21 protein-coding genes and 1 riboswitch are annotated in these 26,256 nt (G+C 39.7%); all 21 genes read right to left on the reverse strand.

Annotated features, from left to right (window positions below; genetic code table 11):
* Window positions 1–41 precede the first annotated feature (41 nt).
* Window positions 42–713 carry a hypothetical protein gene (locus tag BLP54_RS05565; protein WP_090167613.1) on the reverse strand — a complete coding sequence of 224 codons (672 nt, stop codon included), beginning with the start codon at window positions 711–713 and terminating at the stop codon, window positions 42–44.
* 136 nt (window positions 714–849) lie between these two features.
* The gene (locus BLP54_RS05570) at window positions 850–2,202 is read right to left on the reverse strand and encodes an MATE family efflux transporter (RefSeq protein WP_090167615.1); all 1,353 of its coding nucleotides are present in this window, start codon (window positions 2,200–2,202) and stop codon (window positions 850–852) included.
* 243 nt (window positions 2,203–2,445) lie between these two features.
* The gene (locus BLP54_RS05575; protein WP_090167616.1) at window positions 2,446–2,877 is read right to left on the reverse strand and encodes a flavodoxin; all 432 of its coding nucleotides are present in this window, start codon (window positions 2,875–2,877) and stop codon (window positions 2,446–2,448) included.
* Window positions 2,874–3,446 (reverse strand): DUF3793 family protein, encoded by a 573-nt coding sequence (locus BLP54_RS05580; protein ID WP_090167620.1) that lies wholly within the window; start codon window positions 3,444–3,446, stop codon window positions 2,874–2,876. Before BLP54_RS05580 ends, BLP54_RS05575 begins: the two co-directional genes overlap by 4 nt.
* Before the next feature lie 151 nt (window positions 3,447–3,597).
* Window positions 3,598–4,662 (reverse strand): tRNA 2-thiouridine(34) synthase MnmA, encoded by a 1,065-nt coding sequence (gene mnmA, locus BLP54_RS05585; RefSeq protein ID WP_090167621.1) that lies wholly within the window; start codon window positions 4,660–4,662, stop codon window positions 3,598–3,600.
* Between the two features lie 52 nt (window positions 4,663–4,714).
* Window positions 4,715–6,001 carry a bifunctional folylpolyglutamate synthase/dihydrofolate synthase gene (locus BLP54_RS05590; RefSeq protein ID WP_090167623.1) on the reverse strand — a complete coding sequence of 429 codons (1,287 nt, stop codon included), beginning with the start codon at window positions 5,999–6,001 and terminating at the stop codon, window positions 4,715–4,717.
* Between the two features lies 1 nt (window position 6,002).
* Window positions 6,003–6,518, reverse strand: a complete 516-nt coding sequence (locus tag BLP54_RS05595; protein ID WP_090167624.1) for a folate family ECF transporter S component — start codon at window positions 6,516–6,518, stop codon at window positions 6,003–6,005.
* Between the two features lie 68 nt (window positions 6,519–6,586).
* A riboswitch (THF riboswitch) is annotated at window positions 6,587–6,683 on the reverse strand.
* Between the two features lie 103 nt (window positions 6,684–6,786).
* Window positions 6,787–8,463, reverse strand: coding sequence for a bifunctional metallophosphatase/5'-nucleotidase (locus tag BLP54_RS05600; RefSeq protein WP_090167625.1), 1,677 nt, complete (start codon window positions 8,461–8,463; stop codon window positions 6,787–6,789).
* Window positions 8,464–8,551: 88 nt separating this feature from the next.
* Window positions 8,552–9,079, reverse strand: a complete 528-nt coding sequence (locus BLP54_RS05605; protein WP_090167627.1) for a Crp/Fnr family transcriptional regulator — start codon at window positions 9,077–9,079, stop codon at window positions 8,552–8,554.
* Window positions 9,080–9,172: 93 nt separating this feature from the next.
* On the reverse strand, window positions 9,173–12,976 hold the full coding sequence (locus tag BLP54_RS05610) for an endo-1,4-beta-xylanase (protein ID WP_090167630.1): 3,804 nt from the start codon (window positions 12,974–12,976) through the stop codon (window positions 9,173–9,175).
* A gap of 150 nt (window positions 12,977–13,126) precedes the next feature.
* Entirely contained in the window at window positions 13,127–16,036 is a 2,910-nt protein-coding gene (locus BLP54_RS05615) for a glycosyl hydrolase 115 family protein (protein WP_176754482.1), read from the reverse strand.
* A gap of 158 nt (window positions 16,037–16,194) precedes the next feature.
* The gene (locus BLP54_RS05620; protein ID WP_090167634.1) at window positions 16,195–18,234 is read right to left on the reverse strand and encodes a methyl-accepting chemotaxis protein; all 2,040 of its coding nucleotides are present in this window, start codon (window positions 18,232–18,234) and stop codon (window positions 16,195–16,197) included.
* Window positions 18,235–18,356: 122 nt separating this feature from the next.
* Entirely contained in the window at window positions 18,357–20,816 is a 2,460-nt protein-coding gene (locus tag BLP54_RS05625; RefSeq protein WP_090167636.1) for an amidohydrolase family protein, read from the reverse strand.
* 11 nt (window positions 20,817–20,827) lie between these two features.
* Window positions 20,828–21,649, reverse strand: coding sequence for a TrmH family RNA methyltransferase (locus BLP54_RS05630; RefSeq protein WP_090167638.1), 822 nt, complete (start codon window positions 21,647–21,649; stop codon window positions 20,828–20,830).
* A 12-nt stretch (window positions 21,650–21,661) separates the two neighbouring features.
* Entirely contained in the window at window positions 21,662–22,417 is a 756-nt protein-coding gene (locus BLP54_RS05635) for a nucleoside/nucleotide kinase family protein (protein WP_242870632.1), read from the reverse strand.
* 1 nt (window position 22,418) lies between these two features.
* Window positions 22,419–23,708, reverse strand: a complete 1,290-nt coding sequence (locus BLP54_RS05640) for a glycoside hydrolase family 27 protein (RefSeq protein WP_090167640.1) — start codon at window positions 23,706–23,708, stop codon at window positions 22,419–22,421.
* A 155-nt stretch (window positions 23,709–23,863) separates the two neighbouring features.
* Complete coding sequence (locus BLP54_RS05645; protein WP_090167643.1) at window positions 23,864–24,268, reverse strand: HI0074 family nucleotidyltransferase substrate-binding subunit; 405 nt, start codon at window positions 24,266–24,268, stop codon at window positions 23,864–23,866.
* Window positions 24,249–24,557 (reverse strand): nucleotidyltransferase family protein, encoded by a 309-nt coding sequence (locus BLP54_RS05650; protein WP_408633786.1) that lies wholly within the window; start codon window positions 24,555–24,557, stop codon window positions 24,249–24,251. Before BLP54_RS05650 ends, BLP54_RS05645 begins: the two co-directional genes overlap by 20 nt.
* Before the next feature lie 85 nt (window positions 24,558–24,642).
* Entirely contained in the window at window positions 24,643–25,335 is a 693-nt protein-coding gene (locus BLP54_RS05655) for an LrgB family protein (RefSeq protein ID WP_090167644.1), read from the reverse strand.
* Complete coding sequence (locus BLP54_RS05660) at window positions 25,335–25,694, reverse strand: CidA/LrgA family protein (protein ID WP_090167646.1); 360 nt, start codon at window positions 25,692–25,694, stop codon at window positions 25,335–25,337. The genes BLP54_RS05655 and BLP54_RS05660 overlap by 1 nt, the downstream gene beginning before the upstream one ends.
* Window positions 25,695–25,770: 76 nt before the next feature.
* Window positions 25,771–26,253, reverse strand: a complete 483-nt coding sequence (locus BLP54_RS05665) for a hypothetical protein (RefSeq protein ID WP_090167647.1) — start codon at window positions 26,251–26,253, stop codon at window positions 25,771–25,773.
* Between the last annotated feature and the right edge of the window lie 3 nt (window positions 26,254–26,256).

A 26,256-nucleotide genomic window follows, 5' to 3' on the forward strand; every position in this document is an offset into this window, starting at 1 on the left:
AATTGTGATTGTTTCACATTTTTTTCATAAATCGCTTATTTCTAAATTTCCATGATAAAAGCCATTTCAATCTGATTCTTTTCCACACCAACTACAACATCCTTTGCAATGCTTGCTACGATAGACTTTTCAAGCTCATCCCAATATGCTGTAGTCTCAGGTTCACCATTTCCCTCCTTAAGGGATTTCTTATAATCATCCATTGTCCACATAAATCCTGTAAAAGCATGAGGATTTGATGCAATGGCGGTATCCAAATACGAACCTGAAATTCCCATTCCATATCCGCTATATTTTTGCTGTAGCTTCATAACTCCATCATAGTTAAGTAATCCCGTCTCAACGAAATCTCTTATCTTACCCATAAAACCAACAGCAAGAGCGTTTTCTCCAGAGGATGATACCGATATTAAATCTGTCTTTTTGTCGATATCCATATTTGTCTTTCCAACAAGTCGAAGCCAGTTTTCGCCCTCATACTCTTCCACCCATACGATAGCGGTAAAATCGCCTGTAATAGCCTTTACCATTCCAATGGACTCTTCGAAAAGTAACTTCATGTGTAAGGAATCCTTCTTGCTCAATTGAAGCTGCTCTATAGTCTTGTCCACCTTGTCATAAACCTCATTGTATTTGGTCTCGTCATTGTTTACATAAATTTGCTCTGTAGAAAATTTTGGTACCTGATTCTTATTCTTAATTATAGTCTCCATTTAAAAACCTCCCCAAAACCTTTTGATTAACGTTTTCTATGATGACAATTTATCATAGGAATTATCACAAAAGTATCACATGCTTCTGTAAGTCATACAAAACGTTGAAAAAAGACTGCACTAGGCAGTCCTATAATTATCGAGTTAAATCCTTAACCCACTTATATTTTTTATAGTGATAGAAAACCCAAGGTAGTTTTCCAACTTCATCCAAACAAGTACAGGCATAAACCGCAAGTACTGGCCAATGAAATACGAATGCACCAAGGAAAGCGATTGGCACCGCTATACACCACATGCAAACTGCAAGACTGTAAATATCGAAAAGCGTATCGCCACCAGCACCAAAGACTCCATTGATTACCACAGTATTAATGCAACGTCCTATCATATAAAAGGCCATGATAACCATCATTCCAATAAGATATTGCTTTGCCTGTGGTGTAAGGATAATGAAATTAACTACTAAAGGTGTCACAAGCAAAATGATTACAGTTGAAAAAAATCCTATTAGCACGGACATCTTTGAGATACGCTGTCCATATAGCTTTCCTCTTTCCAAATTTCCAGCGCCGAGCTCATTTCCAATAATAATTCCACCTGCAGCACTGACACCATCACATACGCAGCACATAAGATCTCGGACAACTGCAGCAACAGAATTAGCGGCAGCCGAATCGGTGCCAAGATGTCCCATAAAAGCAGTATATGATGTAAATCCAACGCCCCAGAACATAGCTGCGCCTGCAAGAGGAAGACCACAACGAACGTAATCTTTGAGAAGCAAAGCGTCTCTTACTACCAAATCCTTTAATGATGGATGTATAAAATCTTTCTGGAAGGATGAAATAACAGCCCAAACCAATTCTATAATTCTGGAAATAAGTGTCGCTATAGCTGCACCTTCTGCACCAAGAGCAGGAAGTCCCATAAGTCCAAAAATAAGAATTCCATTAAGAATGATATTGATAACTACAGCACCCGAACTAATGATGGCACATCTATCTGCATGTTCGGTAACTCGCATCATACCAAGGAAGCACTGAGAAAATCCCGTAAGAAGATATGACCAGCCTGCAATTCTAAGGTAACATGCGCCAATAGATATAAGAGCTTCATCACTGGCAAAAATCATCATAAGCTGTCTTGGGAAAACAACACAGGCAACACAGAAAAGCAAAGAAATAACAAATGCGATTCTGAGACTCATTCCAAAAATCTTATGAAGAGTCTTTTTATCACCCTTGCCCCAGTATTGAGCGCCAAGAATAGAGATGGAACCTGTAACGGCACAGAGCATCATATTTTGAATAAACTGAACCTGGGTAGCAAGTGAAACAGCAGCCATAGAATTCTGCTCGATTCGACCAAGCATTACAGCATCGCAGGCAGCAACAAGAGCAAGCATCAAAGCCTGAAATGCAATTGGCAATGTTAAATTAAAGAGTCTGCGCAGAAAATCTTTGTCTGCAAATAATCTGTCCTTCATCGAGTAACCTCCAATTTTTGTCTAGGCATATTATACAATTATATTGTATGATTTAGATATAGCGATTTTGAAATTTTATATTTCAAATGAAAGGTGTTATTTAGACAAAAAAATACCTCCAGGCACTGGCATACCTGGAGGCTGTAAAAGGAGTCTAATAACTTCCCCAAGAAACCCGGTTAGAAACTTGGGAAAAAGGAATTTAACTAAGTTAGAAATGTCTGAGCAAAGCTCAGTATAAAATTAAACTGCTGCGAGGGCTTTGCCAAGTTCCTGGCACTCTGCCTCTGCAGTCCCATCTGGAGCATCCTGACAGATAACACCTTCGCCATTTACAACAGTGGCACCTGCGGCTGTCATACGATCAACCCAGTCTCTCATCCACTGTCCGTCTCCCCAGCCGTAAGAACCGAAAAGACCAATTGTCTTACCTGAAACAAAACCTTCCAAATCTGATACGAAAGGCTCCATCTCACCTTCCTCAAGAACCTCAGCACCCATTGCAGGGCAGCCAAGAGCAAATGCCTTAGCATTCTTGAGTTCATCTATTGAAGCATCGCCAACGTAAACAACATTAGCAACTCCACCAGCCGCTGTAACACCTGCACCAACAGCATTTGCCATAGCTTCAGTGTTTCCTGACTGTGACCAAAAAACTACATTAACTGTACTCATGCTAATACTCTCTCCTTCTTGTAAATCTTTCGAACCATTTCATCTTTGATGTCATCAAACTTGTCGAAAAGCTGTTTTGTCGCATCTGGGTTCTCGTAGACTTTCCAGTATCCTGAGATTTTGTAATCCTCTCCACCATTATCGATGAACCCCTTTACATCGCATAATGGATATCCGAGGAAAACACCTATCTCATGTGGAAAATCCTTTCGATTATGAACATAGCTGTCGTAGCGCTCCTGAAAATTTCGAAGGCTGTATCCAAAAGCATCTGTCCTGTAACCGTAGCCCTTTAGGAATTCTCTGACATCATTTCTAGATAAGTAATCCACGAGCATTTCCTTGTTGAATACCAGAAAAATAACTCTGTGTCGGTCATAAACTAGTCTGTATCCCATAAGCTTCGAATGTCTTAATAGGAATCTAACTTTATCTTCCTGATCTCTTGAAACTATTAGAAGATTTGAAGTCTTAAGCCCCGCGATAGTAGGTGCACACTGCAAAACAATCTGTAATTCTACTTTTCGCCTGTCCATGGCGCATAACATCTCAAACACTTCGTTGCTCATAGCTCACTCTCTCTTGTTTTTTCTGAGTTAGTATTTACTAACTGCGGTTATATTATACTACCATGCGTTAGATGTCAACACTTTTTTCACATTTTTTTCTTATTGAAAAACCCTATCAATAAACAAAAAAAGAAGAGGTTTCCCTCTTCTTCTAATGCTTTATAATTCCACCGCCCAGCACTACATCTTCATCATAAAATACTGCTGACTGACCAGGTGTTATGGCTCTCTGTGGCTCATCAAATATAATCTTTGCAGATGTGGCACCCACTCTCTGGACTTCACAAGGCTGCTCTGTCATTCTGTAGCGAACCTTTGCTTTACATCTAAAAGTCTCTGGCAAGTCCTTTGGTCCAATCCAGTTGATATTTTCTACAAATACATCCCTTGAAAACAAATCTTCATTCTTGCCAAGTACTACCTGATTCTTTTCAGTATCAAGCTTAACAACATAAAGTGGGTATGCTGCAGATATGCCTAGTCCCTTTCGCTGACCAATAGTGTAGCAAACCAAGCCCTTGTGTCTGCCAAGTACATTCCCTTCCATATCCACGAAATCACCAGGTTCATATTCCTTACCAGTAAATCTCTTAAGAGCCGATACATAATCCCCATCTGGAACAAAACATATATCCTGACTATCAGGCTTATTTGCATTTACGAATTCATGTGCCTCGGCAATCTTTCTTATTTCGTCCTTAGAATATTCTCCAAGAGGAAATTCTGTGTGTGCCAACTCATCCTGTGTCATGGAATAAAGTACATAAGACTGATCCTTTGTAGCATCCTTACCTTTTAAAAGCTGATAACCACCATCGCATTTACGAACTCTTGCATAATGGCCAGTAACAATCTTATCGCAGGAAAGCTCCTTTGCTCTTCTGTAAAGCTCACAAAACTTAAGATGCTTATTACATTCTATGCAAGGATTAGGAGTCATTGCGTGCTCATAGCAATCTATAAAATTATCGATTACCTTTTCTCTAAACTGTTCCTTGAAATTCCAGGTGTAATGAGGCATGCCAAGCTTTCTGGCAACATCCTTTGCGTCCTGAACATCATCTAAGGAGCAACAGGTGCTGGTATCAGATAAATCCACATCCTCATTGCCATATAATTTCATAGTGCAACCCACGCACTCATATTCTTTTTCTTTCATTAAAAGAGCAGCGACACTACTATCTACGCCGCCACTCATTGCAATCAATGCCTTCATTTAGAATAATAGCCTCCATTCATATGATAAGAATATACAGCCATTTCAAACATCAGTCAACCGTAAGGCTGCCTAGCAGATACAAAGAACCTGCCATGCAAATCACATCTGCGTCATTCTCCAGCTCTGATAAATCCTCTCCTGTAAATGCCTGTGCCTTCACTCCTCGTAATATGATTCTTTCTGCCAGCTCATCAGCAGACATGGTACGTGGATTTGGCACCTCCACTGTAAAAACTTCCTTTGCCAGCGGCAAAAGCTCATCCAACATTATTTCCACTTCCTTATCCTGAAGGATTCCAAGAACAAAGGTTATCTTCTTTTCAGGGAAATAGGTCCTTAAGGAATCAGCCAACACTGAAGCTCCCTGACGGTTATGACCACCGTCAACAATCACAGGAGGATTACTCTTGATTACAGAAAATCTTCCAAACCATTTTGTTTTGTTAAGACCACCTCTTAATGCTCCATCCGGAATTACGAAGCCTCGTCTTTTAAGCTGCTCTATAGCTCTCATGGCAAGAGCTGCATTTTCCACCTGATAGGTGCCAAGAAGCTGTGTGCTAAGTCTGCTGCCAAATTCAGAAACCATAAATTCCTGTCCCTTAAGGTTTCTTGAAACCACTACTGGCTCAGTAGCAAAATTAAGCTCCACCTTCTTTTCTTTGCATACCTGAGCAAGCACTTCTATAACCTCAGGCTCCTGTTTTGCAGATACCACAACTGTTCCAGTCTTTATAATTCCAGCCTTTTCTGTGGCAATCTCGGCAAGAGTATTTCCGAGAATAGACATATGATCATAGCTAATTGGAGTAATTACACTTACAAGTGGTGCTGGAATAACATTTGTAGTATCCACTCTTCCACCCATGCTCACTTCCATAACTACGATATCACAGTCCATATCTTTAAAATACAAGAAGGACATTACTGTCAGGATTTCATACTCACTTGGATAAATTCCATCCGCTGCCAATTCATCGTAATACGGTTTTACGATATTAAATATTCTGGCGAAATCTTCATCAGAAATATCCTCACCGTTAACCTTATACATCTCATTGTAAGCATACAAAAAAGGTGAGGTAAAACACCCCACCTTGTAATTTGCTTCCTGTAATATGGTCGCGATAAAGGCTGAAGTGGAACCTTTTCCATTTGTACCTGCCACATGGATATATTTTAAATCCATCTGAGGATTACCTATCTTTTCCAACAATGCATTTTCAGCATCAAGGGACAAGAAATTTTTAATCCCTCCACCATTATTAGCTGGTGGAACAAAATGTGGAAGATTCTTAAAAAACTCTATCGCTTCTTCATAGGAATATTCTCTCATTTTAAGCCATAGCTCCTACTTTTACTTTGTCGAAAGCTTTAAGCACACTGTAGAATAAAACAGTGTAAACAGGAATCATAATTAATTCCTTTGGAAGTCTTGATACTATAGCTGCAACATAACCGCCCTGCAAATATAGCAGACTTAACCAGTAGCTGTTCATGATTACTCCAACAATTACCGTATGTACGATTTGTGTAATAAGCACTCTAAGGAATGTAATCTTTTTGCCATGAAGCATCAAACCAAAAATGATACCGCCTACAATACCGCTAAGAGTGAAGCCAGGAAAGAATGGGCCAGTTGGTTTAACCAAGTATCCACCGATATCAACAAGAGCCCCTACGACTCCTGCCACACCTGGGCCAAAAAGCATTCCTGCCATGCAGATTGGCAATGAGCCAAATCTAATCTCAAATAGCTGATTAATTGGAATCTTGAAAAATCCAAGTACGATTCCAATAGCTGTAAGCATGGCTGCAACAGTAAGTGTCTTTGTGTCCATAAGTTTCTTCATAAAAAATGCACCTCCTTTGCAGTTCCTTTTGTCTACACTAGGAGGTGCATATTGCACTTCTCATATGTAGCAGCGGGATGCGACCATAAAACCGCGGATAAAACCTTCGTCCAAATGACAACTCCCTGTTCACCTGGCACTTAACGCTTTACAGTCTACTCTGCATTTGTTTTTTTTTGTATTATAAGTGTCTTATGTGCTAAATGCAATAACAAAAATAAAAAAAGCTGTGAATACTTTTTGTACTCACAGCTTTTGTGGTAATTAACTATTTAAGAGTAATATTTCCCTTTACTGTTCCGTAATCCTTAGCAGTAATCTTTCCGCCAAGCTGAGTGTTAACATAATCCATAACAGCCTCATCCATTACGATACCTGTATCAAACTGGTTTGTTGCGCTACCAAATGCATAGTATGTGTCACCACCTGCAGCTACAAAGTTGTTTGTTACAACTGCATATGTGTCATCAGCCTTGAATGGCTTACCGTTAATGCTGTCGATTGTAACTCTGTTAATAGATGCTGGCTTATAGTATGTAGACTCTGGATAAGCCTCACCCTGTGCAAATGGAACTGCAGTGTTTACTGTGAACTTAATTCCAGAAACCTGTGGGAATCCACCAACTGCCTCAGGTGTGCAGTAAGTGCTGGCCTCAAGAGCCTCTAAAAGAACAGAACCCTTTACATAAACAACTGCTACTGTATTTCCAAATGGAAGAACTGTATTGATGTCCTTCTTTGTTACAGAACCTGCGTTGATAGAAGCACGGATACCACCACCATTTGTGATAGCAACAACATGATCATCAGGAACAGTAAGAGCACCCTTCTCCTTTGTTACGCTCCACTTGAGACCGTCAGCAATTAAATCACCAAGGTTTGTCTCCTCTGTACGAACACCAGGAGCCTTCTTACCATTAAGATCAATTTCAGACTTAGCAAGCTCAACACCATACTCAGCATCAACTGCATCCTCGATTGTCTTGTCTACTGCTGCTATAAATGTATCCTGGATGATTCCATCATCAAGCTTTACAAGATACATATCTTCAATCTTCTTAGAAGCATTATCGATAACAACAATACCAGCTGTCTCAAGCTTTGTACCTGTAGACTGAACTGGCTCATCACCTGGCTCGTTAGGATCTGCATCTTTAAGAGACATAAGTGTGTGTGAATGACCATCGATTACTAAATCAATACCTGTTGTGTTAGCAAGCATATCAACACTTCTGTGTCCATCAGGAGCTGATTCCTCATCAACACCAAGGTGGCTAAGGCAAACAACAAGGTCAACGCCCTGAGCCTTAAGAGCCTCTACCTGTGACTGAGCGCATGTGTAAATATCGCTCTTTGAAAGGAACTTAACACCCTTGATTGTTGCAGGATTAACCTTTGTCTGTGTCTCTGGTGTCTCAAGACCAAAGAAACCAATCTTTAATCCAGAAGGTGTTGTGAAAACAGTATTTGCATCAAAAAGATTCTTTCCCTTAGCATCTACTACGTCTGCGCAAACTACCTTGAACTTAGCATTTGAAAGGTTGTACTTAAGCTGAGCATAACCATAATCAAATTCGTGATTTCCAAGTGTTACAACATCGTATCCCATAGCATTCATCATGTTGATGGCATACATACCCTTTGTTGTACTAACATAAGGTGTACCCTGGCTGAAATCACCTGCATCTGTAAGAATTACATCAGCGCCTCTTGCCTTAAGCTCATTTCTAAGAGCTGCAAGCTGTGAGTACTTATCCATTGCACCGTGAACATCGTTTGAGTGAATGATAAGTGTCTTGCCAGATAAATCCTTGGCAATCTGTGGCACGATCTTGTACTCAGCCTCATAAGCATAAGCCTTTGTTGGAGTAAATCCCATGGTAACTACCATGGCAGCTGCGAGGACAAAAGTAACTACCCTCTTTAAACCATTTCGCTTTTTCATTAATTACCCTCCTTATAAAAAGTGTTTATAAGACAATTATATCCAATTTTAATAAAAAGGGTAGATTCTATTTATACGTATTTACGAATTATTCTTTATCTCTTCCAAGAAATCTCATTTTGCCCTTGGCATCAAAGTGGGGATTCTTAGGATTATAAATTCGATGTACTCCACTGTTATCTTTCAGAATGATAGATTCAGGCTCAGAAGACTCCTCCCCGTCCACTCGTTTTCTTTTGGCAATATCTTTATTTAAGGTATCAAGCTCTGTTTTTACTCGCACCATTTCCTTGGCCATGGCCTTCATTACGCTAAGGACAGTACTGGCATTTTCCTTGCTGATGAAGTCTGCCATATCAGCTTCTTCCAAACGTATGAGCTTCATGTCAGTCTGGGCTACAACAGTATAATTATCCGGACGCTTTGTGAGCATTCCATATGCACCAAAGCAGTTACCCACGCCAAACTTGTCTATTATAGTCTCCTCTTTTGTTCCGTAGCCAGCATACATATAGGCTCTTCCGGACAAAATGACATACAGATATTTATCCGGCTGTCTCTCCACTATAATTTTCATTCCCTGAGGTGCTACTAAAAGTTTATCTGTGTTTACCATTTATTACCCCCATAATAAATTACCCTCATTTTTATTTCATTATACAACAAAAGAGCCCTATGTCTCCATAGAGCCCCTTTTTAGGAAAATATCTTATTTAAAATTTGCACGAACGATTACTACTCTGTATCCGAAGAAAGGACCATTTCCTTTAACCTTGCATAAACCTCTGTCAAAGAAACCAATGTATGTAAGCATCTCAGCCTCATAATCCTTGCCTTCCTTTAATGTAACAGTAGTACCCTTCTTTACACCAAAGTAAGCAGCCTCATCATTAGCGTTAACCTTGTAGCTCATCTTAAGTGTTACTCTATTTGTCTTCTCGTTCCACTCAACTACTCTGTCCTTAACGTTAACGTCAGCAATGTGTACCTGTGCATCAGCGATTACATCAAGTGCAACCACCTTCTCACCTGTGAAGTTAGAACCAGCAGCTCTAACTACTGCGAAGTACTGTCCATCACCGTTTGATGCCTTAGCAGGAAGCTTCTTCATCTCCTTGCCATCCTCACCAAGCTTGTAAGTAACTGTGTACTCGCTCTTTGAAAGCTTCTTGCCATTAAACTTAACAGTTACGTTAGGAGCCTGAGCGCTCTTCTTTTCCTTTAAGTTCTTTGGTGCTTCGAACTCAAAAGCATCACCAGCAAAATCTGCTGCTGAAATTGTGAAGTTAGCCTTAAGCTCACCTTCGTACTCACCCTTAAGCTTAACAATTACTGTTGGAAGTGACTCATCAAAGTCATCACCCATACCTGTGCTAACCTTTGTAGCTGCGTTCTTATTGTTCTTGTAAGAAACCTTGTAGTCAATGCCCTTAACTAATGTCTTGTCACCAACTACTACAACTACCTCTGGCTTAATAGCCTTTCCTGTGTAAACTGCATCCTCAACAAGTGAGATTGTAGGTACTGACTCCTCTGGCTCCTCTGGCTCAGCCTCTGCATCAGCAAGTGTTACCTCGCCAAATACTCTAGGTGCACTCCATCCGTTTCCAGTCTCATCGTACCATGTTCTTGTACCGATACGTCCACCGTTTTCGCCATCGTTGATCTGAAGATCAAGACCGATTGCTGTACCAACCTCTGGTGTAATATCTGTCCAAGCAAAAGCTGCCTCAACCATGTAACCATCATCTGTTAATGTAACAGCGTGCTCACAGTTTTCCTCAAGGCACTTTGTACCATTGAAGCTTGTCTCATTTAAGTAGTTAATTCTGTACTGCTTGTCGTCATCCTCGAATGCGTCTGCCTTATGGTTATTCTCATCGATGAATACCTCAACAGAATCCTTCTCGTGAACAGCTGAAGCTGTTGCATCAAGAACAGCATCCTTTACGTTCATAAGAACATAGAGGTTCTTCTCATCCCAGAGAACCTTAGCTGATGCAGTTGCGTTTGGATGTGTTCCGCCAGTGATTGTAAGCTCTACATCCTTAGCGTTATCCCAAACCTTATCAACCTTACCATCAACCTCTGGTGTACCCTTAACAACTGACATATATGGCTTGCAAAGAGCCTTAGCAAAGTACTTGCTGCCCTCAGCCTGTGTAAGTCTTGTGTTGTTGAAAGCGTGCTCACCCTCTTCATCAGTTACTACTACATCGAGAGCGAATTTTGCTGATGCTTCAAATTCCTTTGGACCTTCAAGTGTAAGTACACACTCGCCATCCTCATTGAATGCTGACTCAGCAACCTGAACATCAGCGCCATCAGCCATAGCCTGTGCAAAGTCAACATAAAGCTTAACTGACTTAGCACCAGCTGCCTTAACCTTTACAGAAACCTTATTTCCATCCCATACAGGAATGAAGCTGTAGTCTGTTCCTTCAATCTTAATCTGCTTACCATGTGCAAATGGATCCTTACCAGCTGCCTGAACAACTGTGATGCTGTTGATAGCTGGCTCAAGCTTTGAAGGATCTACAAGTGCCCAGAATGCTGGCTTAGCCTTGTACTGTCCGTCAAAGAGAAGTGGAACCTGCTTCTGTCTACCATTAGCTCCACCACCAACACTGCTGCTTGTCTGGAGCCAAGAGTTAGGATCGATAACACCCCAAATAGTAAAGCCGTTTACGTCAATACCTGGCTCTGCATCGATTTCTCTATAAGCATCTAATACTTCCTTGTATCTGTAAGCTTCCTTTGTGTACTCAGAAGAAAGCATAGCCTCAGAACCATCGAAGTCTGAGCTGCACTTGAAGTCAAGCTCTGTAACCTGGATTGTTCCAACAATCTTACCGTAACGGATACCACAGTCAACGATCTGCTGCTTTGTAGGACCCTGCATATTGTGGTGACCCTGCATACCGTAACCTGTGATACGTGTAGGAAGAACTGAATCCTTCTCGTGCTTCTTTACACTTTCAAGTAACTGAGCAATTGCATCTGGCTTGTTACCTGAGCACTCGTTGTAATCATTGTAGTAAAGCTCGAGGCTATCCTGACCCATCTCGTGAGCATAGTAGTTAGCATATCTGAAGGCGTTAAGGATGTACTCTGGTGCATCCTCTGAGCTTCCGATACCATAAATTCTAGCCCAGTTTGAGTTCTCGCTAGCGCTTCTGTATGTACCAGAACCATCTGAGCAAGCCTCGTTTACAACATCCCATCCATAGAACATATCCTTATATTCTGAAGAGAATACATGCTCGAATACGCTCTTGATGAACCACTCATGACGGATTGACATTTCCTCTGGTGAAACGAATTCGCCATTTGGATCATAGTTCTCCTTGAAGAACCATGCAGGAGTCTGTGAGTGCCATGTAAGTACATGACCTCTTACCTTAATCTGGTCATCTGGATGCTCATCATTCCAATCCTTAAGAACCTTAAGCATTTTCTCTGGACGAGAGAAGTCCATCTTTGGAACTTCCATGTCCTTATGAGTAACACCCTTTGCATCTGTCCATGTCTCTGTAATGATCTGTCCATCTGCTGGCTTGTTATTGTTGTATCCAAAAAGTGAATCTGGCTTAAACTCATTACCAAAAGTTACTGCATTAAAGTGCTTCTCAACGAGATCCATCAATGTCTGATCTGTGATCTCTGAGATCATAATAGCAGCACCAGTGTATGAGTCATCACCAAGACCTGTCTTTGAAGAAACATAATCCTTTAAGTCAGGAATATCCCACTCAATTTCACCATTTCTTGTAGGTGTATCATCATCCTCTTCTTCTGATACAGGTGTTGGCTCTGGATAATCCTCAGCACTACCCTTTAATGTAAGTGTGATACCGCTAAGCTTGTATGTAGCGCCGCCATCTCCGTTACGCATTAAACCAAAGCCATCAAATTCAACACCATCGTTATTCTCGATTGTGTTTGAGCTATATGAAGCTTTTAATTCCTCGCCCTGATTTCTAAGCTTTACGGTGAAGCCGCTGACATCACCTTTCTTAACCTTTACAGTTGCCTTTACAACATCAGCACCCTTGATACCCTCTGGAAGACCAAAAATCTTCTCAGCATACTGGCTGCTGAACTCAAGTGTACAAACACCCTTCTTGAATGAAACTTCGCTACCCCATGAGCCACTGAAACCATAGTCAGCATTGAAATCCTCTAGGCTGTATGTGATTTCACATGTCTCATCAGACTTTTCTTTTTCGTCGTCTTCTTCTGCGTCCTCAGACTTTGCTTCTTTAGAATCTTCTACCCCATTTGATCCCTCTGTAGCATCATCTTTTTTAGAGTCCTCTTCAATTGCATCTTCTTCGGCAACTTCCTCAGAATCTGCTCCCTCTTCTGTCACTGATTCCTCATCTTCCACAGCCTCAGTAGCACCATCAACTTCTGTCGCGTGAACAGATGGTGGAACTACAGATGTGGCCATCATTGCAGAGATAGCAACGACTGACAAGAATCTGTAAAGTCTTCTTTTTACCATTCCCATATATTCTCCTTTTTTTTAATGTAAAAACCGCGCGCGCTTAACTTTATAATACATGGGCTGATAATAAAAAAGGAGGGATAATCTATAGGATTATCCCCCACAAAATATATATTGTAGATTAAAAAACTTGAACCTCATCATTAGTTTCTGTTACACTGAAAAACATTTGCTTTCTTTTGGTCCAAGATAAGACTCTCGCACCTGGTTTTCAGGGTTCCAAAGAACTATTTTTTCTATTACTACAGCTGGATCAATTGCTGTAAGTGTTATTTCATTAAGGCCTTTCTTAAGAGCAAGCTTGCACTCTCCAATATGAATATTATCAAGAACACCTACTCTCCAGCTGGCAGACTTCCATGGGTCAAACCCTTTATCTGGAATTGTATTTACAGCAGTTCTCTTAGCGCCATTAGCTGACACACCAACAGAAAGCTTGCCATGGTAAACTACAGGATTAGATGCTGCAGCATAAATCTGACAGGTATACTCACCTTCACTTGCAGCAAAAACCTTATATGTAAGTGCTGGTGCCTCATCCTCTTTATCAAATCTGATATTCTGAGGGTAAGCCTTCATACCACTTAAGGTACGACCAAAATCCTTTATCTCTTTATATTTTGCAAGCTTTGAAGCTTTGCTTTCTGCAAAATGAGCAGCCTCTATAGAAATAGCTCCATTTGCTTCGAGGAAGCATTTCTCTTTGACGTTAGATAAATCAAGCGTGCTAGCCTGAACTAAAATCTCTACCATTGGGATACTTGTACAGTTCTCAGACTCATCTGCTACTACTTCTCCATTATCTACGTAAATACGAATCATAGCCTCTGGGTTCTTATCCCACTTATCCTTTAAGATTTTAACCTTGAAATTATTTGAAACTTCGGTACTGCCAGCTTCATTCTTTCTAAGAGTTTCACCGGTAGAAACATCTATTATTTCTATCCAGTCACCCTCCCAATCAATATGATATTCAAGGGTGCTAAGGCCACCATTTGCAACTTCAAATTCGCCTATACAATGTGATTCGAAACAAAGTGGCATATTAAGTACATGTCGGGTCCATCTATGTGCCCATGTATAATCTGTCTGATCCGCAACACTAACAATAAGTCGAGAAGCCTTTACAGGATTTACATAATGACTCAATGGAAGCTGACACTGCTCATCATTCCAATGAGTAAATCCAATATGATAAACCGACTGCATATGATTCCATTTGCCATTGTTTCTAGTATGGAATTCCTCGGTAAGGCTTCTTTCCCTTTCAATGCACTCTGTAATCATTTTTGCATATTCATTAGCCTTAGTCTTATGCTGTTTAGCATAAAGCTCATTTAAGCCGCTATAGATTTGCATCTTATTAATTTCAGCAACTGCGTTTACAGGATAATATACCTCCTGGAAGAAGCACTCCTCTAAATCAGATCCCTTTACTTTTTCAAACAAATCATCAGCCTTTTCTGTTGCTTCGTAAATACGATTCAACACACGGCGTGCCTCATTTTCATGAACTGGATGATAATGATCATGATGAAGAGCCTCTGGTCTTCTTCTTCCATTCCATTTTGTGTACTCCGTTGCAAGCTCTGCTGCCTGTTCAGCTACCTCGCCTGTAAAGCCAAGCTTATTGAAAAACTGTAAGGTATACTCATCAGTCTTATTGATAGCTTTTGTTCCCCACTTATCAAAATCGTAAGCCAAATCGATAAAGTAGCTAAGTGGAAGCTCCTGATTTTTGATATCTCCAACATTAACAATCCATGCAGAACGGATACCATAGTCATAAGCCATGGTCATCTGCTCCCACACCTTTGTAAGTGGAGATGAATTTATCCAAAGATAAGAAACCGGCTCACCAAAATAATCGAAATGATAATACATTCCAAAGCCGCCTGGCTTCTTTCTTAGTTCCTCATCTGGAAGGGTACGAACGTTTGCGAAATTGTCATCGCAAAGCATCATGATGTCATTATCAAGAACCTCCCAATCCTTCAGTCCCTTTGTCTTTTCATCACCAAAGTAATAGTCCTCTACCTCTTTGTAAATTGCAAGAAGCTGTGGATGCTCAGATGGAGCGTACTTAGCGATAAGCTCCTTCTGCTTGGTGATTGCCTTTTTCAAAACATTTATATTGTCCTCAAGAGTGGCATCCTCTGGCATAAGGTAAGAATCGTTTTCTCCACGCATACCAATTGTGATAAGATTCTCAAAATCCTTATTTCTGATAAGACCATCTTTCCAGAATTCTGTAATTCCCTCCGCATTTGAGAGGAAGCTCCAGTCTGTTCCGTACTGAGGATTGTCGCGTCTTAAGGTCTGGAACTCCTGTCCCGAACGACAGCATGGCTCATGGTGAGATGCGCCCATGATTACACCCATCTCATTGGCAAGCTGAGCGTTTTCGATATGATCTAAGGTAAAATCAGAACGCCACATTGCAGGCCACAGATAATTTCCCTTAAGTCGAAGAAGAAGTTCAAAAATCTTCTCATATAATTCAGGACATGGTCTGATACTTCCAAATTTTTCCCTTGCCCAATTACCAAAGCATGGCTGCTCATCATTTATAAAAAAGCCTCTATATCTTACTGAAGGTTCCTTTGAAACCTTGCAGATACTTTCATCAAAAACTACCTGGCTTTGTCTTTTCACCTTTGCATCTGCCCAGTAATACCATGGTGATACGCCCATTTTTTCTGAAAGACTGAACATTCCATAGATAGCTCCTCGCTTATCACTACCAATAACTGCAAGAATCTTCTGTCCTGGGTTGATAGCATCCTCTAAGATGTATATACCATAAACTTCTCTTTTACCTTTAATCTTTGAAAGATCGATGTGAGCGGCGAACTTTTCTGATACCATCTTGCTCTCACAAACGCCCACATATATGACAATCTCATCCTTTGGAAGTTCCTTTAATAGTCTTGGAGAAACTCCAGTAACTCTTTTGATATCCTTTGCGAATATACCAGTCATCTTCTCCAGTCCAAATACCCCATTATCCTCCAAAAGGATAGGTGCTGCTTTTCCATTTTTGAATAATTCAAAATTCATCATGCATTCTCCCATATCGTTAGCTTGTATACTAGTATAGCACAGTAGTTTTTATATTAAAACCACTTTATTTATAGTGCCTATTATAAATAAAAAAGAGGTGATGGAATGTCAAATCCATCACCTCTTAATAGGCTTTTTTTATTCTATTTACAATCGAGTTACTCTGTTAAATCTGCCTCAATTTTAAACTTGGCAAGTTCATCATTAATTGCAAGTGCTGAATCTGAAACTGAATTAGCAACATTTTCTACACCTTGGCTCTCAGTAGCAATCTGATTTGCACTTTCAGCTAAGGCAGTAATTGTAGCTGAAATTTCTTCTGAACTAGCTGACTGCTCTTCTGAAATAGCTGCAACAGATGAAGCTATATCATTTACCTCACCCATCATATTAATCATTCGCGCCATAGTTTCAGCTGCCTGATTCAAATCATCATAAATCTTATTGAAGCTTGTTCCGGCTTTTTCTACTGCCTCACCACTTTCATTAATGGAATCTGTATTACGCTGTGACTTTTCTGCAAGGTCAGAGATAAGACCTGTAATCTGCTTAATAATATCTCCAATTTCCTTAGCAGCATCCTGTGAATTCTGGGCAAGCTTTCCAATTTCATCAGCAACAACTGCAAAGCCCTTACCAGCCTCACCAGCACGGGCAGCTTCAATAGAAGCATTAAGTGAAAGAAGATTTGTCTGCTCAGCTATAGAATCAATCATTTGTACAATATCAGTAATCTGCTTAGCTGACTCACCAACGGTTGTAACAACCTCATTCATCTCACCCATGGATTCCGTAATACGTCCCATGTTTTGCTGAACAGCTGACATGTCTTCCTGTCCAATCTTTGCCTGCTCTACCAAATCAAGCATTACAGTGTTAGTAGAATTACCGTTATCTGTTAAATCAGAAACCGCTTGAGCAAGACTCGTTGCGTTTTCTGCCAGCTCGCCAACTGCATTTGTAATATCATCCATGGTCTCCTGAATCTGCCCCATAGATGTAGACTGATCCGATGCCTCAGAACTCATCTTTCCAGATGCACTCTTAGAGGTTTCCGAATCCTCCTGAAGCTGCTCAGCCTTACCTTGAATTGAACTAATGGCTCCGTTCATTATTTGAACGAAACGAGTCATCTCATTACTGATAAGACCAATTTCATCGCCTCTATCCCTTGGCATTTTTGCAGTAAAATCACCATCTGAAATCTTTAAAATACTATCTGAAAGGCTATTTACAGGCTTAGTAATTATTCGGCTAACTGTAAGTTGAATTACGATTACTATAAGGAGTATAAGCAATACCATTACAAACAACGAAATGCTCATAAAGCTATTTGCTTCCTTCATTACATCATCCACTGAAACAGAAGAAATTAGTGTCCATGGTGTACCAGGAATTGCTGCAGCACTTACATAATAATCAATTCCTGTTGTTGGCTGATTAATCTTAATAACCTCTGTAGAACCACTATCTATATAATTCTTACAATCTATTAAGAACTGGCTTCCAGACTCTTCTATTTTCATACCATTCTTATCTGTTTCGAAATAAGAAACAATATATTCTTTATCAAGAATAACTGAGCCACCAGTTTTCATAGGAGTAAGCTGAGAGACTTCATCTTGAAGCTGTGTTAAGAAAACATCAACTCCAGCAACACCAAATTCACCATTATAGAAATCAACTGCTCTAACATATGTAACGCACATTTCACCTGAACCTGAATCAATATAAGGCTCTGTGGCTACGAATGTCTGATTATCTTTTCCCAAAGCATACCAACCGCGTTCAGTTGGCTTCCATGAAGCATCCTGTATAGTTCCATTTGCAAAGAAATATGAGTTATCCGAGAATCCAACATAAATACCAGAGTTTGGAACAGGCTGATAGTTAACTGATGGTTCACAGTACTTTAAATATGTATTATGGTCTTCCATAGGAAGCTGTTCCATAGTGTCACAATACTCACCAAATTTTGCAGTCAACATCTTAAAGCCACTACCAAGTATCTGTGCATTATCATTACCCTCTGCCTGCAAATCCATCATTGCAATTTCGGTAATAATACTTCGTGCATTAAAAGAAATAAACAGAATGATACCTACAGTACCTATCAAAATAATAGGTACTAAACGAATCATTAATGAAGCACCGATACTCTTCTTAACTCGTTTCGTCTTTTTTGCATTCTTAGCCATATTTATCAACCCCCAATAGTAATTAGTGGACACATTACGTCATTAAGTATTTTACAACTAATTGAGGTTCGATTTATTTTTTTCACACTTTTTTCGATATATTCACAGAATATTCTGATAGTTTATTTCTGCTCAATGGTACTTTGAAGTTCTTTAATAGTATCGACCAGCTTATTATCACTATCAAAAGAATATACATATCCATGAAGTGACTTTGCCTTCTGCATAAGATTCTTTGAATTTGCCCAGACAAAGATGGCTGATTTACCTTTACCATTCTTTGCCTCCTGAATAAGATTTGTGGCTGCACTGTTTCCATCAAAAGCTACCACGATAGATGGACGGCGTTCAAAAATCTCATAGTTAAAACTCTTATATATTCCCATACCCTGTGACTCAGTAGAAACTCTTACCTTTACACCAGACTTTTTGATTCTGTCTGCCTCACGCTTTGTGATAACAGCAGGTACAAAGGAATAGATTCTAAATCCCTTGTCATTATGTTCAATAAGGTATTTTTCATATCCTGCAAGCTTGTGACCGATAACGAAACATACTTCCTCTGGATTTAATAACTCCATCAGCTCATCAATCTGCTTTGTAGCATTTGCGCTAAGCTTTGTTGAACGACTCTCTGTATTAAAGCTTCCTCCCAAAAGTACTACAGGGAATCTGTCCCATGTAATCTCGGAAATCTGCTCCTTTAATTCTGTATTTGCATCTAAGAGAACCTCGCCTTTCGCTTTCTTTCCAGAAATCTTTACAGTCTGCATCTTCTCCAGAAGCACATCCTCTAAAGGTCGGTCTCCAAGTAGCTTGGCAAAGGCTGCCTTCTTATCTGAGTACGCCTTTTGGCCCTCTTCTATGATAGTAGCCTCAGCCTCTCTCATAAGCTTAAGCTCTGCATCAGAAAGACCAAGCATCTTCTCTAAGGAAAGCTCTTCTTCTATTGCATCTGTTCCATAAAGAGCTGCACCGTCTGTTCCCTGAACACATCGAATGCCCTGCTTTAAATACTGCTTCAATGGATGCTTATCAAGGGAATTCAAATTATTCAATCTAACATTACTTGTAATCTGGAATTCAAGAACAACGTTATTCTCTTTTAGCTCCTTTAAAGCCTCTTTTCCCTTTTTGCTATTCAAACTATAAGTGTAAAGACCATGACCTAATCTCATCTTAGGCATAGGCTGTCCCTTGGCAAGAGATTCCTTTACACATGCAATTGAATGGGCAATGTTATCCTTCTGACTGTCATTTTCACCTGCATGAACACGAATGACAAAGCTTGGATCGTTTGCTGCAATCTTTACAATCTCTTTAAAGGCAGGCTTTAACTCGATAATATCATTTATCTCTTCACCTACGAAATCACATCCAGCCACATATGGATCAAGGGCAGTAGCCTTAAGCACCTCAAGGTTCTGTTCAAGATAATTCTCAGGTGTAACTGCATCCTTGATGATGGTAAGAGGAATTCGTCTCATAGCTGCAAGGAAACGAATCATTACACCAGTCTCCTTATAAATGCTTGGCATGACTTCATGAACCTGACGAAGCATTTCAAGAGATTCATATTTCTTAACCAGTGTGGTATCACTTATCTCGGCATAATATGTACCCTGCTTCTTATAGCCTCTTGCAATCCAAAGAAGCTTATCCTGGAAAATTGTATTATTGTAATATACTGGATTTTCCTTATCACGAAGCATCTGTTGAAGAGTATTCTTTACATCCTCATCAGGAATCATCTCCACCTTTGAAAGACTGATTAAGTCTTCGCTTTCCACACCCTTACAGAATACATATCTATAAAGGTATACCTTTTCCAAATTCGTAAATACGGCCTGACCGTCTTTTATAACAGCCAAAGAGCCACGAATCTTTACAATATTATCCTCTGCATTATCCAGATTATTAAGAATCAGATCTGCAAAATTAATAAAGGTATTATCATCGATTCTTCTATCAAGGTATTTTCCCTGAAGACCTGAGGATACAAACTGTCTTGCTACCTTCTCACGCTGCTCCAAGGCTTTTGCCCACTGTACATCCGTAAGCTTTAAATCCAGCTTCTTTACATAATAGAGTGGGTATCTAATCTGATGTGATATACCAAGCGCAATCAATACATCTCCTGTAAGATTTCCGTTCATGTGAGTATGTAAATCTGCTCTGAATTTATAGTCTCTTCTTATAAAGGTTTTGAAAATAGTCTTACCAACTGGTAAATCAAAATCCTTTGTTTGGCTCATAAGAGTCTTTGCAATAGCTGGGATAGTAGCCTTCACCTCTACTGTTCCATCAGGGCTGATGCTGGCAATTTCCATGTCATTAAGACTAAAGATATAGCTCTCCTTATTATTGCCATCGATGAAGCATGGAATCTCGCCCTTAATAATAAGCATTCCATCCTCATCCTTGGTAAGCTCCAAATGACAGGTCTTCGCTATATTTCTAATCAGATTTCCCGTTCCATGATTAGGAGTCTTAAGGATATACAGCATCCTATCCAAATCCTTATAAAGATTTACAATAATATCCTTTTCCTTATCAAGAAAGAAACATGTGAAATATGTCATACTAAATACCTCTATATTTTTTTACTGCAAAGCTCCCAGAAGGTTACGGCACTGGCTGCTGCCACATTAAGTGAATCCACCTCATTGTACATTGGGATTATTGTAACATAATCTGATTTCGCAATTGTGTCGTCTTTTATTCCTGTACTTTCTGTTCCAAAAATGATGGCAAGCTTCTCCTGCTCCTTCAATTCTGGGGCCGAAAGTGGGATAGCATTTTCTTTTAATGCCATGGATACTACCTTAAATCCGGCCTGATGTAAAGACTCAATATAATCTGAATCCTTATAAAAGTACGTCCAAGGCACCTGGAACACTGTTCCCATAGAGACTCTAGCAGCTCTTCTGTAGAAAGGATCTGCGCTTGGATGGGTGAGAAATACTGCTTCCACGCCTAGGGCTGCAGCAGAACGGAAAATTGCTCCCACGTTTGTTGGATTCATAACATCCTCAAGTATCGCCACTCTCTTTGTCTGTGACAAAAGCTCCGCCGGTTCAGGAAGGACTGGTCTTCTGCAGGCTGCCAAGACACCTCTTGTAAGATTGAAGCCTGTGATATTGTTAATCACCTTTAAAGGTGCTACAAAGATTTTCACGCTATCGTCAATATTTTCAAAAAGTTGTTGCACAACTTCAGTTTCAAAAGCCTTTTCTTCCACCAAAAAAGCTAGCGGTTCTGCCCCTCTGTTCAGAGCTCTCTTTATTACCTCAGGTGTCTCTGCTATAAACACTCCACCATTTGGTTCAAAATAATGATAGAGCTGCGCCTCATTATATTTGGTAAACAGCTCTACTCTCTCGTCATTTATATCTTCAATTCTAATTACTTCCATTAGATTATCCTTTTATTTCACGACCTCATAATCACAGCTTCCGTCAGAGGTACTTAATACTTTTAGTGTTAAATCTGCTTTTGCTGATTTTGTAAGGCAGGTCTTTACATTAACCATATCACTGTAATCCACAAAAGCAGTAGCATCTTCTATAGAATTACCGCTGAGGGCCTTTCTGGCAATAAGCCTGTCTCTAAGCAGGTTCTCATCCGCTGTAACAGAGATAGTGTAATCTGCAAAGTCTTTTAGCTTGTCCCAGCCTGCCTCCTTTAGAAGGAGATAATTCCCCTCTAAAATAACAATATCCTTAGTTATCGTAATTACGTTATCCACTGGATTGTGGAGAGTCCTGTCATAAACAGGCCAGCCACATTCCTTTTCACTAAGACACTTTTTAATCTGCTCCGTAAACAGTTCTAAATCGAATGTTTCAGGAGCTCCCTTAATCTTTACCATAGGGATAACTTCACCATCTCTTACTGTGGTGTGACTGGTTAAGTATTCTTGTCTACGGTGGAAACCATCCATTCCGATAGTCTGAATAGCCTTTACTCCAGCAGTCTCCTCTGAAAGTTTTTCTAAGAAACTAACAAGTGTGCTTTTACCAGCCCCAGGAGGAGCTGCAAGCATCACAAGTATTCTTCTTCCCTTTTCCTGCTGCAACTGACTCAGCTTCTTAAGGAGAGGGATAAAAATATTATTTACAGCCTCTTCGCTGTAGTTTGCTTTTACATCAAGTCCATTTATATTTACGTTGTAATCAATCATCTTATTTAAATGCCCTTACGCCATGTGGTGGTATTGTAACCTTTAAAGTCTGTCCAGACTCTACATAAGATTTAGACCAAATATCCTTAAAATGATAAGTCTCTTTGCCGTCCTCAAAAATAGTACCTAAATCAACTTCAAACTCTTTATACTCTTCAGAAAGATTAAATATCGCAAATACGGTTTTCTCAAGAGCCTTATTGGAGGTCTTCCAAATAGCATACCTGTCATCACGATAAACCTGTGATGATTTCCAGCCATCCTTCATGAGCTCCAGTAAATCTTCATTAGCAAGCACTGATAAATCTCCCTCTGTCATCTTTGTAAGCTCTCCACCGATCATAAGTGGTGAACGGAACATAGACCATAGAGTCATCATTGTCATAAGCTCATCATAATTGAAATTCGACTGACGCTCATTTCCAAAGCCCGCTCCCACTGTACCTACTGGAAGCATATCACAATCTGGAAAGCAACCTGCCTTCACATGATCCTGCCACATTTCACAACGCCAGAACATGTTCTTAAGAAGCTCCCACTTATCCCAGAAATCGTCAGTGATGCGCCACATGTTTGCGTTGTCACAATAATGGAAAGCCTTATCAATATGAGCTGGTCCTGGTGAAAGGCTAAGAACTATATTTCTGCCTGTCTTCATAATGGCCTCATGAAGCATTCTTGTCTCATGCCAGCCGCTGAAGTGCTCATCCCTGTACATCCATGAATCACAAATATCATCACACTTAATGAAATCCACGCCCCAATCAGCATACATCTGAATAAGGGAATCGTAGTAAGCCTGACCTTCCATTACGTTTCTCACGCCATACATATCAGGATTCCATCCACAGATACTACCTGGATCTGCAATATCAGCTGCTGTCACATTAGTTCCAAATACTGGAAGGTGACGCTCTGCTGCAGCACGAGGAATACCACGCATAATGTGAATTCCAAACTTCAATCCAAGGCTGTGACAGTAATCTGCCAAAGGCTTAAAGCCTGCACCATTCTTTGAGGATGGAAATCTTATTGGACTTGGAATAAATCTTCCGTACTCATCCAGCTCATCATCTCCAAATGGAATGTACTGATGCTCGCTTCTTCTGGTACCGGCATCATTTGAATACCACTCAATATCTACCACGATATATTCATAGCCAAACTTCTTTAAATGCTTTGCCATGTAGTCGGCATTGGCTTTAACCTGGTCTTCATTAACTGTGGTGTCGTAGTAGTCATAGCTGTTCCAACCCATTGGTGGTGTGATTGCGAATTCATTTTTGTTCATAACGTCCTTCTCCTTCAAGTGTCAAAAACTAGTTAACTGTAAAACCCTTACAATCTGTTCTCTCTCTTCTCTTGTTGTATCTTTAATTAAATATGACTTAAAGTATATCCTTTCTATTAAACAATGGAACTCTAGGTATTACTAGAGTTCCCATTTTATTCCTTATAGTATTTTTCGATGTCCATAACCAGAGATTCTATAAGCACATAATAATCTCCAATTATATCATCATAATACCTAAGAGCAACCTGGCCATCATAATCATGTGCTAATGTATTTCTGACTCTTAACATATCCATCCATCTGTCATCATTTATTAGTCCAACAGAAAATGCAGACTTAAGTGTCTCCCTTGGTGAGCCTGAAGCAAAATCAGTTAAACCAAATTCCTGTGTTACAAGCTCTTTCATTACCTTCCAGGATAAATCAAACGTAAGATTGAAATTCTGGACTGTAGCTGGTAGAACAAATGGAGCATCTTTATCCTGTCCTCTGGACATTCTTAAATTAGCTAGGCTTTTACACAAACTCTGGTATCTATTAAAATATTTGCTTTCCATATTTGTCCATATCCTCTCTTAAGTATTCGCTACACACTTCATCATAATTGAATATATCTATTTTACGGAGTGTAGGAATATTTTCAACTTCCTCTTCGAAAGCATTTATATCTTCACAACCATATATAATAAAATCTATATCACTAGTTTCCGTCTGTGTTCCTCTTGCAAATGAACCAAATAAATCTAATCTCTTAACATTATACTTGTGGGCTATAGCTGTTACACGCTCTACTATTTCCTCAGCGGACATAATATTTCGTTTAGTCATCTCTGAATCCTCCCACAATATTTTACTATTATTTTAATACTAATTCCATGTCAACTTACAATATTACTTCTTTTTGTAGAAAAAGCAGTATAATCAGAATTATTTATATTAATCCTGCAAATACAGAGGCAAGTAGAACAGTTAGTATACCAGCTACTGCGATTGACAGAGAACTCATAGCTCCTTCAACGTCACCAATCTCCATAGCCTTTGCTGTTCCAATGGCATGGGCTGCAGTTCCAAATGCAAGTCCCTTTAAAATAGGCTCGTGAATTCTGAAAAGCTTACAGATAAACTCACCCATAATATTTCCAAGAACGCCTGTAATAACAATAACTGCAACTGTGATAGTAACATATCCACCAAGCTCCTCAGATACACCCATTCCAATGGCTGTAGTGATAGACTTTGGAAGAAGGGTTACATAATTTTCGTGATCAAGTCCCATAAGCTTTGAAAGAACAAATACTGTAACAAGGCTTGTGATAACACCTGAAGTAACCCCTAAGATGACAGCCTTTGCATTGTTCTTAAGTAACTCCCACTCCTCATAAAGAGGAATAGCAAGACAAACTGTGGCTGGAGTTAAAAACCAGCTAAGATACTTTGCTCCTTCATTGTAGGTCTCGTAATCAATATGACCTCCTACAAGGAAAAGGATTGTAACTACTATTGAAATAAGAAGTGGATTAAATAATCCAAATCCAAATTTTTTCTTTAACGCTGCGCCTAAGCCGTAAGCCACAAGACTGATGGTAACACCTGCATAGGCACTGGTCTGCATAAATTCACTCATTACTTTGTCTCCCCCTTACTCTTTTTGATAATGAACTGGGAAACAATTCCAGTTGATGCCATAACAGTAAATATCGTAATTACGGTAATAACTGAAACTGGCAAAAGTACCGGCTGGAGAACGCTCCATGAAGACATGAGACCTACTCCTGCTGGAATAAACATAACAGGCATGATTTCAATCAGAAATTTACCTGCATCTCTAACCTGCTCAAGCTTAATTACACCTGTAAGTAATAAAATAAACATAAGCACCATTCCATAGATACTTGCTGGAATAGGGAATGGCAAAACACTTTTAAGAATTTCACCAATCAGTGAAATCGCTAAAATTATCAAAAACTGTTCTAAAAACTTCATTGCTCTACCTCTTCAAAAAAAATTAGGGCTAAAGATTATCCTCCCTAGCCCCTGCTTAATTATACTACTTATTTTTTTATGATTGTCCTTTTTCAAGTACTATCCGCTTCATTCTCTCATCAAGCTCATGATATACAGTTGTAAGTGGCCATGGCATAAGAGTAATATACTCTCTGTCCCCTGGTTCTAGCCTTTCAAGAAATGCCTTAAAGTCTTCTGTATTCTTGTAAAGCTCTTTACCAAATTCACACTGAACATACTCTTTATCAGAATTATCCACTGTCTCTGTGACTCTTCTAAAGCTTATTCTTCCGAATTCATCCTGCTCTTTTACAAAGGATGCTTTTTCATGGACAGGCTGTGGCTCCTCCAATGAAATCTTTCCTATGTTAAGAAAGTGTTCCCACATATAATTGGCAATCTTTTCCTTGGAAATGGGATAATTGATTTCCTCTTCGATTTTGCTGATGGAATATCCCAAATCTGCCAAATGACGAACTGCACCGCCTGCCGCTGCATCATTTATGAAATTACCCAGAGCCTTATTGAATTCCTTCAATTT

The organism is Pseudobutyrivibrio sp. 49 (genome assembly GCF_900100545.1).
Classification (GTDB): domain Bacteria; phylum Bacillota; class Clostridia; order Lachnospirales; family Lachnospiraceae; genus Pseudobutyrivibrio.

What these genes read in the sequence shown, in the direction of transcription:
- BLP54_RS05565 (WP_090167613.1), bottom strand. Translation starts at nt 713, where the DNA reads ATGGAGACTATAATTAAGAATAAGAATCAGGTACCAAAATTTTCTACA.
- BLP54_RS05570 (WP_090167615.1), bottom strand. Translation starts at nt 2,202, where the DNA reads ATGAAGGACAGATTATTTGCAGACAAAGATTTTCTGCGCAGACTCTTT.
- BLP54_RS05575 (WP_090167616.1), bottom strand. Translation starts at nt 2,877, where the DNA reads ATGAGTACAGTTAATGTAGTTTTTTGGTCACAGTCAGGAAACACTGAA.
- BLP54_RS05580 (WP_090167620.1), bottom strand. Translation starts at nt 3,446, where the DNA reads ATGAGCAACGAAGTGTTTGAGATGTTATGCGCCATGGACAGGCGAAAA.
- mnmA (WP_090167621.1), bottom strand. Translation starts at nt 4,662, where the DNA reads ATGAAGGCATTGATTGCAATGAGTGGCGGCGTAGATAGTAGTGTCGCT.
- BLP54_RS05590 (WP_090167623.1), bottom strand. Translation starts at nt 6,001, where the DNA reads ATGAGAGAATATTCCTATGAAGAAGCGATAGAGTTTTTTAAGAATCTT.
- BLP54_RS05595 (WP_090167624.1), bottom strand. Translation starts at nt 6,518, where the DNA reads ATGAAGAAACTTATGGACACAAAGACACTTACTGTTGCAGCCATGCTT.
- BLP54_RS05600 (WP_090167625.1), bottom strand. Translation starts at nt 8,463, where the DNA reads ATGAAAAAGCGAAATGGTTTAAAGAGGGTAGTTACTTTTGTCCTCGCA.
- BLP54_RS05605 (WP_090167627.1), bottom strand. Translation starts at nt 9,079, where the DNA reads ATGGTAAACACAGATAAACTTTTAGTAGCACCTCAGGGAATGAAAATT.
- BLP54_RS05610 (WP_090167630.1), bottom strand. Translation starts at nt 12,976, where the DNA reads ATGGGAATGGTAAAAAGAAGACTTTACAGATTCTTGTCAGTCGTTGCT.
- BLP54_RS05615 (WP_176754482.1), bottom strand. Translation starts at nt 16,036, where the DNA reads ATGATGAATTTTGAATTATTCAAAAATGGAAAAGCAGCACCTATCCTT.
- BLP54_RS05620 (WP_090167634.1), bottom strand. Translation starts at nt 18,234, where the DNA reads ATGGCTAAGAATGCAAAAAAGACGAAACGAGTTAAGAAGAGTATCGGT.
- BLP54_RS05625 (WP_090167636.1), bottom strand. Translation starts at nt 20,816, where the DNA reads ATGACATATTTCACATGTTTCTTTCTTGATAAGGAAAAGGATATTATT.
- BLP54_RS05630 (WP_090167638.1), bottom strand. Translation starts at nt 21,649, where the DNA reads ATGGAAGTAATTAGAATTGAAGATATAAATGACGAGAGAGTAGAGCTG.
- BLP54_RS05635 (WP_242870632.1), bottom strand. Translation starts at nt 22,417, where the DNA reads ATGATTGATTACAACGTAAATATAAATGGACTTGATGTAAAAGCAAAC.
- BLP54_RS05640 (WP_090167640.1), bottom strand. Translation starts at nt 23,708, where the DNA reads ATGAACAAAAATGAATTCGCAATCACACCACCAATGGGTTGGAACAGC.
- BLP54_RS05645 (WP_090167643.1), bottom strand. Translation starts at nt 24,268, where the DNA reads ATGGAAAGCAAATATTTTAATAGATACCAGAGTTTGTGTAAAAGCCTA.
- BLP54_RS05655 (WP_090167644.1), bottom strand. Translation starts at nt 25,335, where the DNA reads ATGAGTGAATTTATGCAGACCAGTGCCTATGCAGGTGTTACCATCAGT.
- BLP54_RS05660 (WP_090167646.1), bottom strand. Translation starts at nt 25,694, where the DNA reads ATGAAGTTTTTAGAACAGTTTTTGATAATTTTAGCGATTTCACTGATT.